This window comes from Vibrio fortis, from assembly GCF_000695685.1.
Taxonomy (GTDB): Bacteria; Pseudomonadota; Gammaproteobacteria; order Enterobacterales; family Vibrionaceae; genus Vibrio; species Vibrio fortis_A.
In genome coordinates this window covers 881,240-896,732 of record NZ_JFFR01000002.1, presented here as the reverse complement: position 1 = coordinate 896,732, position 15,493 = coordinate 881,240, and the positions used below count along the sequence as shown (strand labels likewise).

Genomic DNA, 15,493 nt, shown 5'->3' with positions numbered 1-15,493 from the left:
AACGCATATAGCAATTTAATTCCTATTCGAATCGGTAAACTCTTCTCCCACTAACGTTTTATCAACTAGGAGAGAAAGAATGAGCGCTCAATTAATGCTGGCGTTCTTGTTGTTTTCAATATCGATTGGAATTACACCGGGAGCAGGAAACATTGCATTGCTTGGGATATCAAGCCGATATGGATTTGCGGCAACATTGCCTTTTGTCTCTGGTAACGCTTTTGGCATCATCATCATACTGGCGGGTTCAAGCGCGGGATTGGTGAGCCTGTTTACCCTCTACCCAGAGATCTACACGGTAATGAAATACCTTGGGGCGGCTTATTTACTGTTTATGGCGTGGTCGATTGCCAACATGGAAATTGAGCAAGAAGAGTCGGTGAATCGCTCAGGATTTATGTCTGGTGTTTTGATTCAAGTTTTAAACCCAAAAGGGTGGATTGCTTCGCTGACCGTATTTTCTCAGTTCATCACCACACAAACAGATTACCTGATTCAAGTGGTGACGATTACCACCATCATGGTGGGGACCGGTGTATTGTGTATGTTGGTTTGGGCGTATTGCGGAACTATGCTGCAGCGTCTGTTGCAATCACCAAAACAGATGGTGATGGTTAACCGTTGTTTGGGGGGAAGCTTAGCGATGGTAGTGGCATTTATGTTGTATCAGCCTGCTTAAGTTACTCTACGTAATAGCGAGTTTTGGAGGATTGGTTGAGATACCAATCCTTTTTTTGTGCTTGTAGATTGTCAGTTTAATAAACCAGTTTTCAATACCTTGTTAAATTTAACCTTCCACAGATAAATTCTTTCGAAATGATGACGGATTTCACTGTCGATCGTGAAAGTATGCCAAGCCCTAACAAATGGTGGCTTGGACTCGGAAGTCACTATACTCAGACTAACAACCAAATTAACGACATCGAAACAGTACCCAAAGTATGAAAAATTTACGTGTTCTCTTTACCGCTCTTACTCTCATTATCCTTGTCGGATGCACCTCAACGTCTGCAGTTGGCAGCTCGAAAACAAAGGAATATGCCAAATCACATACTTTGGTTGGTCAAGCTTCTTGGTACGGCAATAAATTCCATGGGAAGCTCACTGCCAGTGGCGAAATCTATGATATGAATGCTTACACAGCGGCTCATAAAACTCTGCCGTTTGGAACAATCGTTAGGGTGACAAATACAAGCACTAACCAATCGGTCGATGTTAAAATTAACGACAGAGGTCCTTTCGTTAAAGGCCGAGTTATCGACCTCTCTTACAAGTCATTTGCAGAAATCGGCAATGTAAAGAAGGGCACAGTACCTGTCAAAATCGAAATTGTAGATGACAGTAAAACCTTTAGATACAAGCATTAATTTGGTCCAACTTCTTCTCGATTTATGACTGGAGAGGGAAGCTCATCACGCTATGGTTTGGCTCGCTTTCGATGTCTACGATTGACCAATCTAGTGATTGGTACAGAGCTGGCACGTTGGTGTAAACATAAAGGTTACTTTGATGGGCGTTAGAGGCTTGCTTGATGCCGCGGTTGATGAGCTCGCTTGCAATGCCTTGGCCACGCCATTCGGGTAAAACAAGCAGAGCATTAAGCCAAATAACGTCAGAGTCACCATGAGGCTCTTTGAAATACGAGTAAGCAAGGCCGCCAATCACTTGATTCTCTCGGATAGCCACCAAAACTGGCGGAAGGTTGGCATCGTGTTTATAGCTATCTACAAAGAGAAAATCAGACCACTCGTTTTGAAAGAGCTTTTCTAACTCCAACCAATGTTGACTGTTTTCAATACAGTTTCTAAATACGACCTTATTCATGTGCGGTTATGTCCTTAATTAACTCTTCTTTGGATCCATACTTAAACAGCTTAACGGACTATAGATACAATATCTGAGTGGTTTAGCATGCTACTCGAGTTTAATAAGCTACTTACTAGTGTCTTTGGTTTGTGAAGTTCACCTATTGTTAATAATTTTACGCAACGATTTTCAGTCTCTCATTCGATAAAAATAGGAACTCATCTACTTTTGATATAGCAGTCTGTAAATTGTTGGGTGCGACTTATGCATTTGGTGAGGTGTCATGAAATGGTAAGTTTTGAAGAATCGCTGACGCTAGACTGTACACAAATCGAAGTTATCCAAGAAAGTAGAGAGAGTACAGAATGAGTAAAGTAGAAAAGGTTTACGGCTTTAATACGCCACAGCGACTATTTGTTGGTTATACCTTGGCGGTGCTGGTGGATTTGGTGGTGCTCAACTTCTTTGACGAGTATTGGGAGTACGTGAACATTGAGTCATTTACTATTTCGTTTATCGCGGCGATTCTTCTTCAGTTGTTGCTTAAACTGTCGATTGGTTTAGAACATAAAATTGCCGATTACTTTAAGAATAAGCCGGGTACGGCACCGAAAGTTTACCGAGGTATCTCGACTTACATTATCCTCGTTGGTTCGAAGTTCGTGATGCTGGAAGCGATTAATATCTTGTTTGGCGACAAGGTGAGTTTCACTGGCCCACTTAACGGCGTGGTGGCGTTCTTTGCGGTGGTGTTTGTTATCTTGATTTCAGAGATTGTGGTATCGAAGATTTACTTTGCACTGAATGACAGTAACCAGAAGCAAGTTCAACAATCGCAAGCTTCATAACAGATGCTTAAGAGTAGAAAGAGCCAGCGTAGTTGCTGGCTCTTTTCGTATGTGTGATTCCAAAAACTTATTCAGATTCGTAAACAACATCCCCACGAAGAACCGTCATCAGGATTTTGGTTTTGGCGATCTGTCTTGCTGTCAGCGTCGTGATATCTTTATCGAGAATAGCAAAGTCTGCTGATTTACCCACTTCAATTGTGCCAGTGATGTCATCAATACCGAGGCTTTTGGCTGGATAAAGTGTATAGGCATCGATAGCTGTATAGATATCGGTGAGCCCTGTTTTACCCATGATCAAACTGTTTGAAATCCCGACGAGGGGATTAATGTCGTGCACATTCCAATCGCTGCTTAGAGTAATGTTGGCTTCCGTTCTGAGAATGGCATTGAGGTTCATCATAGCCTTCGCTCTTCTTGCCCCTAAGAATGCAATCGCCCACTCATGGTCATGTTGTGCAACGTAATCTGAGCCCACCTGAAAATCGGCGGAGACCCCCAATTGACGAAAACGTGGAATGTCCTGTTGGTCGATCAGCTCAACATGAGTCAGGGTGTATGGTTTGTCTGAGCCCAGTTTGCGCACGTGCTCTACGGCATCGAGGGACTCGCGCACCGCACCATCACCAATGGCATGGATATGAGCACTAAAACCGATCTTATTTAGCGCTACAAGCCAATCTTTCATCTGCTCTGGTGGAACGTAGTTAATACCATAAGGTGAGTTTTTTAAGTAGGTGTCCAGATAAGGGGCGAGTGTTTTCGCTGTACCATTAATTACGATGCCATCACTGTACATTTTGACTTGATTAACCAAAAGCAATCGAGACTTATCGCTGGAATACATCTTTTCGAATACCTCAAGCTGAGAAGGCATCGCCATTTCAGGATAAACCCAAGGGCGAAGAGAGACTCGTGCCGTTAAATCCTTGTTCTCTTCAGCTTCTTGCCAAACCTCATACCAACCGCGTTTCCAATACATGCGCCCATCACCAATCGTGGTAATACCGTGCGCTGCGGCTTCTTCTAAGCCTGCTATCAAACCTTCATAGCTCTGTTCAAACAGTTCGTTCTGGCTGTTCCAAGCGATTTCCATGACTTGGTCTCCGGCATTGTCTAGCAAGATGCCATTAAACTTTCCCGTCTGGTCATCTTTGATGTAATAACCACCTTGAGGATTGGGTGACTGTTCGCTGATACGAGCGATTTTTAACGCTTTAGAGTTGACCCACATAGAGTGCGAAGTTTGTTCCATGATCACGACCGGTCGATCGGGGAAGATAGAATCGATTATCTCGAGTGGAGTGTAATCAGATGGGTGGTTCATGATCGCATCGAGCGAGAAACCGTAGCCCATGAGCCAGCCTTTGGAGTCGTCATCGGCGCACACTTCAAGATAAGGTATCTGCTCTTCTAGCGTTGCTTCTGAGTCGAGTTCACACACGCCACCCATTTCAGATGCAGCTTCAAATACATGATTATGGTTATCAATGAAGCCCGGCATAACAAAAGCTTGTTCCAGGTCGATTTTTGGAGCGTTAGGGCCTGCAAAAGACAGAGCCTTGTCTCGATTACCTATAAAGGTGATGACGCCACCTTCAGTAACTAAGGTGTCTGATTCGTAATGTCCATAAATGATGGCATTGGAGAACACTTGTAGATCACTGGCTTTGCTCGGGATGGAAACCAACAGAGCAGAAAGCAGTAGACCGAAACGAGCAATAACTGATGAAGATAGGCTCATAATGATTCGCTTATTTAATCCATTTTTCTAATTATAGAAACACCCTGAATGGGATGATCGAGATTCTACGTTTTATAAAATGGAATGTGTGACTTCAATGAGATAATTGTTAGTTAACTCACTGATTAAATAGGTGAACGCTGAACCTTTTTCTATTATTTACGTATTAGTTGCTTATAGTTGATGCATTTAAAAAGGATTAAGAATGAAAAGATTTTTGTTGCTGATGTCGGTGGTGTTCTTGGGAGGCTGTTTGGGTATGCCTCAGTCGGTGAAACCGGTTAATGAATTCCAATTAGACAGTTATCTAGGTACGTGGTACGAGGTTGCCCGTTTGGACCATTCGTTTGAAAGAGGGCTGAGTAATATCAGCGCTCAATATTCGTTGCGTGATGATGGTGGCGTGAAAGTGATTAATCGCGGTTACTCAATAGAGAAGGGCGAGTGGAAGGAAGCGGAAGGCAAAGCGTATTTTGTTGAAGGGAGTGACCAAGGTTATCTGAAAGTATCGTTTTTTGGTCCGTTTTACGGCTCATATGTGGTGTTTGAGTTAGATAAACAGGGTTACCAATATGCGTTTGTCTCTGGCCCTGATACGGATTACTTATGGTTGCTGTCTAGAACGCCACAAGTCGCCCCCGAGGTATTAGAGAAGTTTAAGCAGATGTCTAAAGAGCGTGGTTTTAATACCGATGAGCTGATTTACGTCACGCATGACGCGATTAATTAATACGTAATTTGATAGGAAAAGGAGAGCGCAAATTCTGCGCTCTCCTTTTTGTTTACGATTTTTGCAGCTGTAACTGTCGAATACTCAATATTGATAGGAAGCTAAAGAATGCAGGGTCACTCCATCCAAAGCCTACAAAGATTCCTGTGAAAGCAGCATACAAGGTGATGATGGCACCGAGCATGTTGGTTACAACCAACGCTTGGACTAGCTTTTTAGCACTGACACCCGGTTCAATATCTCGAAGTAACCAGGTTATTGCCGCGATGCCTCCAAGGAAGATACTGGTGTGCTGAGACAGAAAATAAGCGTACTTATCATTGATTTCCACACCGTACATTGGCCACATAACGGTCGGTAGGAAGAACAAGGCGATGGCAAACCCTGCGTAAATGATGCCGTGTAGGCTTAGAAACGTTTTATTGTTCATGTCGTATCTCTTCTTCTGTCTTTCAATATCTACGGTTTATTGCAATAACGGATCGCTCAATTAGCTGTTAACTGGACCTTTGTTAATGGTAGTTAACGGCTGGTTGACATCAAAAATCACGCCACGCACTTCCGCTACACCCATCTCTTTTAGGCGAGCACTGTGCATGGCTAGATAAGTTTCGGCACTTAGTTGGTCTTCGAACAAGTAGATACCGCCACCCAGTTTTTCGGCTGCGCTCTCGGTCCAGATTTTCCAGATCATGCCCGGCTCATTGTTGATGGATTTCGCTAGGTCAACGAGGGCGTTTGACATCTCTTCACCAAATGGGCCATTAAATTCAAAATCGACTTGTAGTAGTTTCATGGTTATCTCTCCAAACAGTTACTAAATATTGCGTTGAGGCGAGCTGCCATTTCGCAAAAATCTTGAAGGCTTGATTGCCCGTTGAGATAGATATTACCTATAAAAATTCGACAAAAAAGTTCATAATATTGTCATTAACTGTCAGGATTTTAGACCAATGAGATTGAAGACAACCTTAGACCAATGGCAAACACTGTTCGAGATTGATCGTGCTGGGAGCATTCAAGCTGCGGCGTTACAACTGAACAAGAGCCATACCACCTTGATCTATGCATTGAGGAAACTGGAAGACCAGCTTGGCGTCTCTTTGGTTCGGGTCGAAGGTCGTAAAGCGGTGTTATCGGAAGATGGTAAGGCATTACTTCGTAGGGCAAGCAGTATGTTAGAGCAAGCCCGAGAGCTCGAATTGATTAGCGAACAGTTAGCCAAGGGAGTCGAGTCTGAAATCGTGGTGGCGGTGGACCACCTATGTTGTCTTGAACGTCTTTATGGGCCGATGGCTGCTTTTGTGGCCGAGAACAACACCACTTCGATTCAGGTGATAGAGACATCGTTATCTAAAACGACAGAAATGGTCACGCAAGAGCTAGCCGATGTTGCCATCATCAATTTGCCCGTGACTAACTACCCAGCGGAAGCTTTTGGTTTCACGGTGATGGAACCTGTAGTTACTAGCTCGCATCCTCTGGCTAAGGAACAATCTCTATCACTCAATCAACTATCGTCGCTGCCACAAATTGTCGTGAGAGATTTAGGCTCAGTCGAGAAACTGGCAGATAAAAAAGACGTGGGTTGGCTTAAATCAAGCCAGCGCATTACGGTCGATAATTTCGACCATGCCTTTGGCGCGGTAGAGCAAGGAGTAGGGTACTGCAGGCTGCCTAAACACATTGTTGATAGCCGAGGAAGTGATAAGCTCACCGTGCTTAATGTTGAAAACGGTCGAGGTTATCACGTTCCTCTTCATCTCACGCTGCCAAAAGGCGTAAAGACAGGCCCTGCAGCAAAACGCTTCTATGAACTACTGTTAGAGTCTGTCTCTCGCTAGCTCTGAGCTTCAATCTCAACCTAGTGGTTCTGATTTCCATTCAAGAACAGTGCAACACATTCGCGAGTGTAGTTCAGCCTTTCTTCCTTAGATTCGCCGCTGTCGTGCCCGAAGAATGACCAATACGCGGACTTTCCATGAAACATCAACAGTAACTGACGAGCAGCAATGATGGCCGAGCTAGAGGTCGACAACGTTAAATCTCCAGAGTCGATTTTCGCCTGCAGATAATCGGCGAGTAGCTTGGTGGTCTTTTGAGGCCCTGTTTCCAGATAGATTGAGGCGATCTCTGGGTGGGTGCTAGATTGACTGACAGCGTTCTGAAAGGTTTGTCGTGACTGCTCATCTAACAGCAAATCTTGAAATTTCACACCAAACTTTACCAATTCATCTTCCAACGTGGCATTCATATCAAAAGCATCGGGGCTGAGTTCTCGCTCGGCGCACTTGGTCTGCATGCATGTTTCAAAAAGTACGTCTTTGTTCTTGAAATGAGAGTAAACAGTCTGCTTCGATACATTAGCGGCTTTGGCTATCTGATCCATATTGATCTTGTAGCCGTACTCAGAGAAAAGCTCACTTGCTGCAGTTAAAATTTGCGATCTCTTCTGTTCACTTTTAATGATTTTAGTCACGTCTGTCTTCTCGTTGGTTCGATATTAGCCAGTCTTTGGCGTGCAAAATGCGGCGTCATTTGTCACAGGGTAAGCATTATGCTTTTTGTGACACTTTTATCAATCAATAACGATGAAACCTACTTTTAACATAATCAAACTAGACAGTCTAGTTTGGTTTGGTTAGTCTAAAAATAGGACAACTACATACTGCACAGGAACAGTATTATGTATAAATTGATGAAGAGCAGCGCAGTCGCTGTCGCGCTTTCTACTCTTCTTGTAGGGTGCGGTGAAACAACGCAAGCACAGCCAGCCGCTGAGCCAACCATTCTTACAGTTGAAACACTCGTCTTGGCGCAGTCGGACGCTTACACGGTGCAGCGTGAATATGTCGGCGTGGTAAGAGCGGGTCAGCAAGCCAATCTTGGCTTCGAATTGGCGGGCAAGGTTGAAGAGATCATGGTTGATGTTGGTGACAGAGTCACGAAAGGCCAGCCTCTGATTCGTTTAGATACTCAGTTACTAGAAACAGAACTTAGCCAACTCAAGGCACAAGCTGAAGAAGTCAAAGCTCAGTTGAATTTAGTGGCAGCGAACCTAAAGCGTCAGCGTTCATTGAAAGCAAAGGGCTTTAGTGCGGAGGCCGAAATTGACTCGCTAACCAGTGAGCAGCGCGTTCTTCAAGCCAACCTATTGCGTATTGATGCTTCATTGAAAGCCAACGATTTGCGACTGATTAAGTCGACAATTCTCGCCCCGTACTCTGGAACCATTGCGACCCGTTTTGTTTCTCTGGGTGATGTGGTGAATGTAGGTACTCCGACACTGACGTTACTCGCTTCTGAGGGCAAAGAGGCTTTTATTGGTATCCCTGCTCACCAAATGCAGAAAGTGACGTCATTGTCACAACCTCATATTCGTGTCGGTGGTGGGTCTTATGATGTGAGTCTCCTTAACCCGGGTGCGATGGTAGATACTCAATCTCGAAGCGTTGGGCTGCGTTATCTTTTTCCTGAACAAGCCTCGGTGCTAGAAGGTCAATTGGCTTATCTTCAATTTGAAGAGAGCATTGATGATCAAGGTTTTTGGATTCCATTGACTGGTTTAATTGATGGTCTGCGCGGAGTGTGGAATGTGTTTGTGATTGGTGAGGATAACCAAGTAGAGCGACGCAGCGTACAAGTGTTGTTTGCCAATAACCAACAAGCTTACGTAACGGGTGCCATTAGTGAGGGTGAACAGGTTATCGCAAGTGGTCTTCATCGTTTGGTTCCGGGACAAACCGTGAGTCCTCTTCAACTGGCGTCTAAGTAGGTTGCCCATGAAGATCATCGAGACGATTTCCAATACGCGACTGCTTATCTTAATGACGGCGTTGCTGATGGTGAGCGGTATCTCCGCTTTCATGACTCTGCCGCGTGCAGAAGATCCTGTCATCATCAACCGCTACGCTAACATCACTACTAGCTTCCCAGGGGCGAGTGCAGAGAGAGTTGAAACCTTAGTGACAGAGGTTATCGAGAACAAACTGCGTGAGTTAAGTGAGGTGAAGCTAGTCAGCTCAACCTCTCGCCCTAGTGTGTCGATTGTGACACTTGAGCTGGACGATACCATCACAGAGCCTGAACCAGTTTGGTCACAAGCGCGAGACAAGTTGTCCGACGTTGAACCGCTTCTTCCTGCTGGTGCACAGTCACCGGATTTGGATAGTGACCACACTTACGCGTTTACCACTATTACCGCGTTAACCTGGACAGGAGCAGGAGAGCCTGATCACTTAACTCTAGGGCGTTATGCCAAAGAGCTTGCCAAACGTTTGAGAACCTTGTCGGGTACTGAGTTCGTTGATGAATACGGTATGCCACAAGAAGAGATTCAAATTAACCTGCGTACTGCCGATGCTGCTGCGCTCGGTCGTTCAAGTGCCAACATTGCTGAATCTCTTGAAGGAGCTGACGCTAAGAACTCGGCTGGCGAGTTAGTGAGTTCATACTCTCGCTTTGGTTTAGAGATTGAGTCCGAGCTAGATTCCATTGAACGTATCAAGCAAGTGCCAATTGCAACCGATGCTAACGGTCACATCGTTCGTCTTGAAGATATTGCATCGGTTCAACGAGGTGAAAAAACACCACAAGACCAGATCGCGATTATCGATGGTGAGCCGGGTGTGATTGTAGCTGCGCGCATGCACCCAGACTTGCGTGTCGATAATTGGACATCACGTGCCAATGCGGTAATTGAGAAGTTCGAGCAAGAGCTACCAAGCAACGTTCACGTTAACGTACTCTTTAGTCAGCAGGGTTATACAGAGACACGTCTAAACGATCTCGGCGAAAGCTTGTTGATCGGTTTTGTTCTTATCTTGATTGTTCTGTTCGTCACCCTGGGTGTTCGTGCCGCAATCTTGGTGGCGATTTCTCTGCCTTTAACATCTTTGCTCACGCTTTCCATCATGAAGATGACCGGTGTACCTATCAACCAGATGTCGGTGACGGGCTTGATTGTGGCACTCGGGATTATGGTAGACAACGCGGTAGTGATGGTGGATACCATTCAAGCGTATCGACTTAAAGGTCAGCATCGAGCTGAAGCGACCATGAATGCACTGAAGCATTTATGGGTGCCGCTATTGGGTTCAACACTAACCACGGTATTGGCTTTTGCGCCGATCATTCTGATGCCGGGTGCTTCTGGTGAGTTTGTGGGTGGCATTGCGATTACCGTATCCTTCTCACTGATTGGGTCGTATGTGATTTCTCATACCTTGATTGCTGGCTTAGCAACTCGACTGTTGCCTAAACAGCTAAGTGATGTCGATAAGCAAGGAGAGCATCACTGGTACATGACGGGGCTTCGTATTCCTGCGTTAACTCGCTGGTTCTCGTCATCGGTACGTTTTGGTGTTACCCATCCCATCATCACTATTGCTTTAGTTCTTTTGGTACCATTTACTGGCTACTGGAGTATGTCTCAGCTTACTGAGCAGTTTTTCCCACCTTCGGATCGCGACATGTTTGAGATTCAGGTGTACATGCCGCCACAAGCGAGTGTTTATGCGACCAAGCAAACCTCTGAGCGAATTGATGAAATCATTCATCGCTACCCTGAGGTTGAACGTATCGATTGGCTAGTGGGTGCGAACTTCCCATCGTTCTATTACAACCTTCAAGCAAGGCAAAACAATGCGCCTTATTTCTCTCAAGCAATGGTGAAAACCGGGGATTTTGTCCAAGCCAATGCCCTGATCCCTGAGTTGCAAAAGGTGTTAGATAAAGAGGTGCCTGAAGCTCAAATTCTGGTGCGTAAACTGAATCAAGGTCCTCCGTTCACGGCTCCTGTGGAACTGCGTGTATATGGTGAGAACCTAGATACATTGAAAGCGATTGGTGAAGATGTACGCCTAATCTTAGCGGGTATTCCGCATGTGACGCACACTCGTGAAACACTTCAGCCGGGCACGCCGAAAGTTTGGCTCAAAGTGGATGAAGATACTGCCAAGCTAAATGGTATTTCATTGAATCAGTTTGCTGGGCTTCTGCAAACAACACTTACGGGCCGTGAGAGTGGTTCGGTTATTGAGGGAAGCGAATCTGTGCCAATCCGTGTTCGCGTGGCTGATGATGCACGTGAAGATTTGACGCACCTAAGCAATATCCGTTTGCCAATTAACTCGGAAATCTATTCGACGGGGATTAATGTCTCAACTTTGGCGGAGCTTGAGTTAACAACCAGTCGTGGCGCAATTACTCGCCGTAATGGTCAGCGAGTGAATACGATTGAAGGCTACATTGAGGCGGGTGTTTTGCCACAAACTGTGCTTAATGAGTTCCAAGAACGTCTAAAAAGCTACGAAATTCCATCGGGCTATACCATTGATTTTGGTGGTGAATCTGCCGAACGTGATCACTCAGTGAATAGCTTGATCTCTAATGTAGCAGTCGTTGTTGTATTGATGGTGTTAGTTGTCGTGATGTCCTTCAACTCGTTCAGGTTAAGTACCATTATCTTCATGGTAGCAGCCCTGGCTGGTGGACTCGGTTTACTGTCGGTTTGGATATTCGGCTATCCATTTGGCTTCACGGTGATCATTGCAATGCTAGGTATCGCAGGTCTTGCCATCAACGCTGCGATCGTGATTCTGACGGAGCTTAAGTTAGATGAAGACGCATCGTCGGGTAGTGTGGATGCAGTGGTTAACGCAGTCATGTCGTGTACTCGTCATATCAGCTCAACCACAATCACCACAGTGGGGGGCTTTATGCCGCTTATCATCGCTGGTGGCGGTTTCTGGCCTCCGTTTGCGGTCGCGATTGTTGGCGGTACAGTACTTACTACATTGATTTCATTCTACTTCGTGCCAGTGGTGTTCCACCTAATGACACGCAAGAAGGGGTTACACACTTCAGCTGCATTAGCGCACTAGTTTCCCAAATAGTTTAGAAAACCGAGCAAAGAAAAGGTGAGGCCAAAAGAACCTCACCTTTTTATTTAACTCGAAACTGCAATAGGTTTAGCTAGTAATCTAACCAATCAACTGGTTACCAAGCACCAAGGTACGACTTGTACGATTGTAGGCGGACTGTTGCTGCGCCGATAACATCGATGAAGCCCCAGAATGGGTGCGGCTTTTCTGCAGAGATCCAAGCTGCGCCAGTTGCGCCGATTGGAATGTTGTAGCCTTCTGGTTCGATGATCTCTAGAACCACAGTACGACCTAAACCGTTGCCGTTACGAACCACGTGCTGACCAACGCTTTGTGGGCCTTGGAATGGTGAAATACCTGCTTCACCTGTACCTGCATTAAAGCTGTGCACCTTAGCGCGGAAGACGTGGCCTGGGTACGCATCAACGTAGAACTCTGCAAAATCACCTTCTTGAACGTAACCATAGGTTTGGTCAGAGACGCGCATCTCTAAGAACTTCTTACTGGTGTTATAGAGGTGCATGTTACCCATCACTGAACCTTCAGCGATATTAACGATAGAGACCTGACCATCAAACTCTGCGGTAATGGTCTTCTTCTCTTGCGCCCAGTTTACTTTCTGTAGGTCAGCTTTCAGAGATGCTAGCTGTGAATTCATCACACGCAGATCCGAGTTGTATTTCTCAACATCACGCGCGTTGAAGATCTCTGGAGAGGTATCAGCACGAGAGATATCGCGGGTCATTTGCTTAATCTGTTCTTCTTTCTGAATAATCGCGGCTTCGATTTTTGCTTTATCCGCTGCCGAGTTGATGTCAACTAGGGTGTAAAGCACATCGCCTTTTTTCACTAACTGGTTGTGATCGACCATGATCTCGTCGATCTGTTGGCCAAACACTGGTGACATTACGGCGTGAGGCGCTTTTACTGTGGTTGAGTTAGTAAGATCAACTGGAGCCCAAAGGCGAGAAATAACCGCTAATACCGCCAGAATAAGCACACCGCCGATCGCTGCCCACGTGTAGTTCTTAATGGTTTTCTTCAGTGCGCCAGTCGCAAATAGGGACCATACAATCAGAATGTATGGGATCATCATCTCTTTCATTATGCTGCCTCTTTTTCTTTGCTAGTGGTAGGCTCACTATGAAGTGGGCTAGGTGGTGTTGGTGAGGTTGGCGTTATACCGCGACGAATGACATCACTGATTGATTGACCAATATGTTTCCAGTTCGCTAATGCGATGACTAATGCAATCACCCAGAAGGTTTTACTGATGAATAGACCACAAAGCGATAATGCGAAGACAATCTGAACGTGTGCACTTTTATGTTCTTTCGCTTTATGGACACCTAATTCATGCACCTGCCAAAGGCCATAGATGACAGCCAAAGTCACCGCGATGGTCACTGCAAAAAGGTAGCCAGAGAAGTACTCTGACTGAAAGAAGTTCATCATCATCTCGTTGGGATGGTTGTTAAACTGAGAGAGGTCGATGTCTTTTGAATGGATTGTGCCTAGTGGTGCAAGCGCCCAAGCTCCGGCGATCATCAGCGCCATAAACAGGCAGAACTTAACCAAAACCATGACGATGGCCCATATTTTCTGCAATGCAATTTTTAGAAACTTCATATCTCTACCTATAGATAAAATAAGAGAGAATAAGGGGCCTAGAATGTCATGTAGCACTTTATAAATGGATGCATATTATGCGGCTTAAGGGGCTAGATAATAAGCAAAAAAGTCTCGTTCAAAAGTGGCATCGTTAAGTCTAAGCTACGAATTCTCTATACATCGGGCAAAGCACCCGGAACAAATAAGCCGTGCTAGTTATCCCCGAAATAAATAGAAAACAATGTGCATTATTAAACCGCGTCAATGCCACACTTGAATGTATTCATCTAAGTATTATTTCGTGGTTGGATTAATTTGTTGGAAGGATAATAGAAAGAGTATTTCGGTGGATCTACTAGGGATTACGATTTCGAAATATCGTAAAAGCGATAGGTCATTCTCGTGCCGATTATGGGGAGGAATTAATTTGAGAGCGATCAAATTGGCCAACTAAACTTCTTCTGTTAGCTTGGTTAAGATCAATGAAGCGGTAAGTATTCAGGTCATTCTCTAATACATAAAATCTAAGTGATATAAGAAATAAATACCTCAACCCTTTCTATATTAGTATGCGAAAACAAGATGAGGACTATGCTATACAAATTTTTGCTTAGATATAGTGAGGAGCGAGATAATCAGTGTCTCGGATATCATGACAATCTATTTAGCTTTCCGTGATTCAACATCGTTGTAGTAGAGACCTAAACTTACCGATGGGTTAATGGTTTAAATGTAGTGATTTTTTAACTAAATTGGTTTGTATTATCGTAAATACGATACTAATGTGTTGTTGGATTCTAAACTAAGGTGGATTATGAGCAACGACATCCCAAACTTTAACCTCCTTGCGGTTTTCTCAGCCGTTATGGAGCAAGGAAGCCTCAGCAAAGCCGCTACCCAACTTGGCACCAATCAATCTACGATCAGCACGTCATTAAGTCGTTTAAAGAAGGATGTTGGGCAAGAATTGTTTGTTCGTAAAGGGCGCGGTGTTGTCCCGACTTCATACTCGCAAATGCTGTATAAACAGATCAAAGAGCCAATTGAGCAACTCAATGGTGTGTTTAGTTCAATGGCGGACTTCGATCCTCAACGCTCTCACCGTAAGTTTTCACTTTCGAGCCCAGAACATTTGCAGTGGATGTTGCTCAACCACTTTGGCTCATTGCCTAATCCTAACCTTCAACTCGCTGTTCATGACCAAGACGATGACGACGATAGTATTTATGAAGATCTTTTGTCCAGTAAATACGATGCAATGATCGACATCTTGGTCCCTGAACATCCAAGTATCGAAAGTGTTCAGCTACTTGAAAGTGACGTTGTCGTTATTTGTAGAGAGGGCCACCCGAGGATTCAAGGCAAGATAACACAAGAACAATTCCTGCAAGAGAAACATGCGGTGCTAGAGCGAAGACGTCGCAAAGCTAGAAGCCTTGAGCACTATACCTCGCTCGATTTGTCCCAACGAGAGATCGTGTTTCGTGGTAGGTCTCTATTCAGTAGCATGCTGCTGGTGAGTCAGTCGGATTACATCACTGCATTGCCGATATCGCTGGCGTTGCAGTTTCAAGAGCAGCTTAAGTTACAGCTCTTGAAACCGCCTTTTGAGTATCAACCTATTGCTCACTATTTGATATGGCTTAAGCGTCAAACTGCAGACCCAGCGCACAGCTGGTTTAGAGATCAAGTTTTAGGGTCTTCCCACAAGCTCTCGGACATAACCAACGACAAACCTTTGGTCTTTTAGTCGTCTCTCCCAACTCCTTTTTGGTTGTCCTCGGCTGGTTAGCTAATCGCCAGCCCTGTCTGTCTTTCACTCTGTTCAATGATTTGTTGTTGATAACAAAAAATTATTAGATTAATAGCT

At 44.9% G+C, this 15,493-nt stretch carries 15 protein-coding genes; 8 read left to right on the top strand and 7 right to left on the bottom strand.

Going from position 1 to position 15,493, the window contains the following annotated elements; translation table 11 throughout:
- The first annotated feature begins 79 nt into the window (after positions 1 to 79).
- Both VFDL14_RS18790 and VFDL14_RS18795 read left to right on the top strand, forming a co-directional pair.
- A complete protein-coding gene (locus VFDL14_RS18790) occupies positions 80 to 679 on the top strand; it encodes a LysE family translocator (protein ID WP_032549536.1) in 600 nt (199 codons plus the stop codon).
- A 262-nt stretch (positions 680 to 941) separates the two neighbouring features.
- Positions 942 to 1,367: a septal ring lytic transglycosylase RlpA family protein gene (locus tag VFDL14_RS18795; protein ID WP_032549535.1), complete on the top strand. Its 426-nt coding sequence runs from the start codon at positions 942 to 944 to the stop codon at positions 1,365 to 1,367.
- A 22-nt stretch (positions 1,368 to 1,389) separates the two neighbouring features.
- Here VFDL14_RS18795 and VFDL14_RS18800 read toward each other — a convergent pair whose 3' ends face one another.
- Positions 1,390 to 1,824, bottom strand: coding sequence for a GNAT family N-acetyltransferase (locus VFDL14_RS18800; RefSeq protein WP_032549534.1), 435 nt, complete (start codon positions 1,822 to 1,824; stop codon positions 1,390 to 1,392).
- Positions 1,825 to 2,171: 347 nt separating this feature from the next.
- Here VFDL14_RS18800 and VFDL14_RS18805 point away from each other — a divergent pair, with 347 nt between their 5' ends.
- The gene (locus VFDL14_RS18805; protein ID WP_032549533.1) at positions 2,172 to 2,654 is read left to right on the top strand and encodes a hypothetical protein; all 483 of its coding nucleotides are present in this window, start codon (positions 2,172 to 2,174) and stop codon (positions 2,652 to 2,654) included.
- A gap of 67 nt (positions 2,655 to 2,721) precedes the next feature.
- Here VFDL14_RS18805 and VFDL14_RS18810 read toward each other — a convergent pair whose 3' ends face one another.
- A complete protein-coding gene (locus VFDL14_RS18810) occupies positions 2,722 to 4,398 on the bottom strand; it encodes an amidohydrolase (RefSeq protein ID WP_032549532.1) in 1,677 nt (558 codons plus the stop codon).
- 205 nt (positions 4,399 to 4,603) lie between these two features.
- Between VFDL14_RS18810 and VFDL14_RS18815 the strand changes: the two genes are divergently transcribed.
- Complete coding sequence (locus VFDL14_RS18815; protein ID WP_032549531.1) at positions 4,604 to 5,128, top strand: lipocalin family protein; 525 nt, start codon at positions 4,604 to 4,606, stop codon at positions 5,126 to 5,128.
- 52 nt (positions 5,129 to 5,180) lie between these two features.
- Here the strand turns inward: VFDL14_RS18815 and VFDL14_RS18820 are convergent, their stop codons facing one another.
- Together VFDL14_RS18820 and VFDL14_RS18825 are read right to left on the bottom strand one after the other, a co-directional pair.
- Positions 5,181 to 5,558, bottom strand: a complete 378-nt coding sequence (locus VFDL14_RS18820; RefSeq protein WP_032549530.1) for a hypothetical protein — start codon at positions 5,556 to 5,558, stop codon at positions 5,181 to 5,183.
- A gap of 60 nt (positions 5,559 to 5,618) precedes the next feature.
- Entirely contained in the window at positions 5,619 to 5,924 is a 306-nt protein-coding gene (locus tag VFDL14_RS18825) for a monooxygenase (RefSeq protein ID WP_032549529.1), read from the bottom strand.
- 157 nt (positions 5,925 to 6,081) lie between these two features.
- Here VFDL14_RS18825 and VFDL14_RS18830 point away from each other — a divergent pair, with 157 nt between their 5' ends.
- Positions 6,082 to 6,972, top strand: a complete 891-nt coding sequence (locus VFDL14_RS18830; RefSeq protein ID WP_032549528.1) for a LysR family transcriptional regulator — start codon at positions 6,082 to 6,084, stop codon at positions 6,970 to 6,972.
- 20 nt (positions 6,973 to 6,992) lie between these two features.
- Here the strand turns inward: VFDL14_RS18830 and VFDL14_RS18835 are convergent, their stop codons facing one another.
- Positions 6,993 to 7,607: a TetR/AcrR family transcriptional regulator gene (locus VFDL14_RS18835; RefSeq protein WP_032549527.1), complete on the bottom strand. Its 615-nt coding sequence runs from the start codon at positions 7,605 to 7,607 to the stop codon at positions 6,993 to 6,995.
- A gap of 207 nt (positions 7,608 to 7,814) precedes the next feature.
- Between VFDL14_RS18835 and VFDL14_RS18840 the strand changes: the two genes are divergently transcribed.
- Positions 7,815 to 8,903 carry an efflux RND transporter periplasmic adaptor subunit gene (locus tag VFDL14_RS18840; protein WP_032549526.1) on the top strand — a complete coding sequence of 363 codons (1,089 nt, stop codon included), beginning with the start codon at positions 7,815 to 7,817 and terminating at the stop codon, positions 8,901 to 8,903.
- 7 nt (positions 8,904 to 8,910) lie between these two features.
- A complete protein-coding gene (locus VFDL14_RS18845; RefSeq protein WP_032549525.1) occupies positions 8,911 to 12,012 on the top strand; it encodes an efflux RND transporter permease subunit in 3,102 nt (1,033 codons plus the stop codon).
- 115 nt (positions 12,013 to 12,127) lie between these two features.
- Here the strand turns inward: VFDL14_RS18845 and VFDL14_RS18850 are convergent, their stop codons facing one another.
- Positions 12,128 to 13,117: an HlyD family secretion protein gene (locus tag VFDL14_RS18850; protein WP_032549523.1), complete on the bottom strand. Its 990-nt coding sequence runs from the start codon at positions 13,115 to 13,117 to the stop codon at positions 12,128 to 12,130.
- Positions 13,117 to 13,641, bottom strand: coding sequence for a hypothetical protein (locus VFDL14_RS18855; RefSeq protein ID WP_032549522.1), 525 nt, complete (start codon positions 13,639 to 13,641; stop codon positions 13,117 to 13,119). Before VFDL14_RS18855 ends, VFDL14_RS18850 begins: the two co-directional genes overlap by 1 nt.
- A 796-nt stretch (positions 13,642 to 14,437) precedes the next feature.
- On the opposite strand from VFDL14_RS18855, the gene VFDL14_RS18860 reads away from it, so the two are divergent.
- Positions 14,438 to 15,373, top strand: coding sequence for a LysR family transcriptional regulator (locus tag VFDL14_RS18860; protein WP_032549521.1), 936 nt, complete (start codon positions 14,438 to 14,440; stop codon positions 15,371 to 15,373).
- Positions 15,374 to 15,493 lie beyond the last annotated feature (120 nt).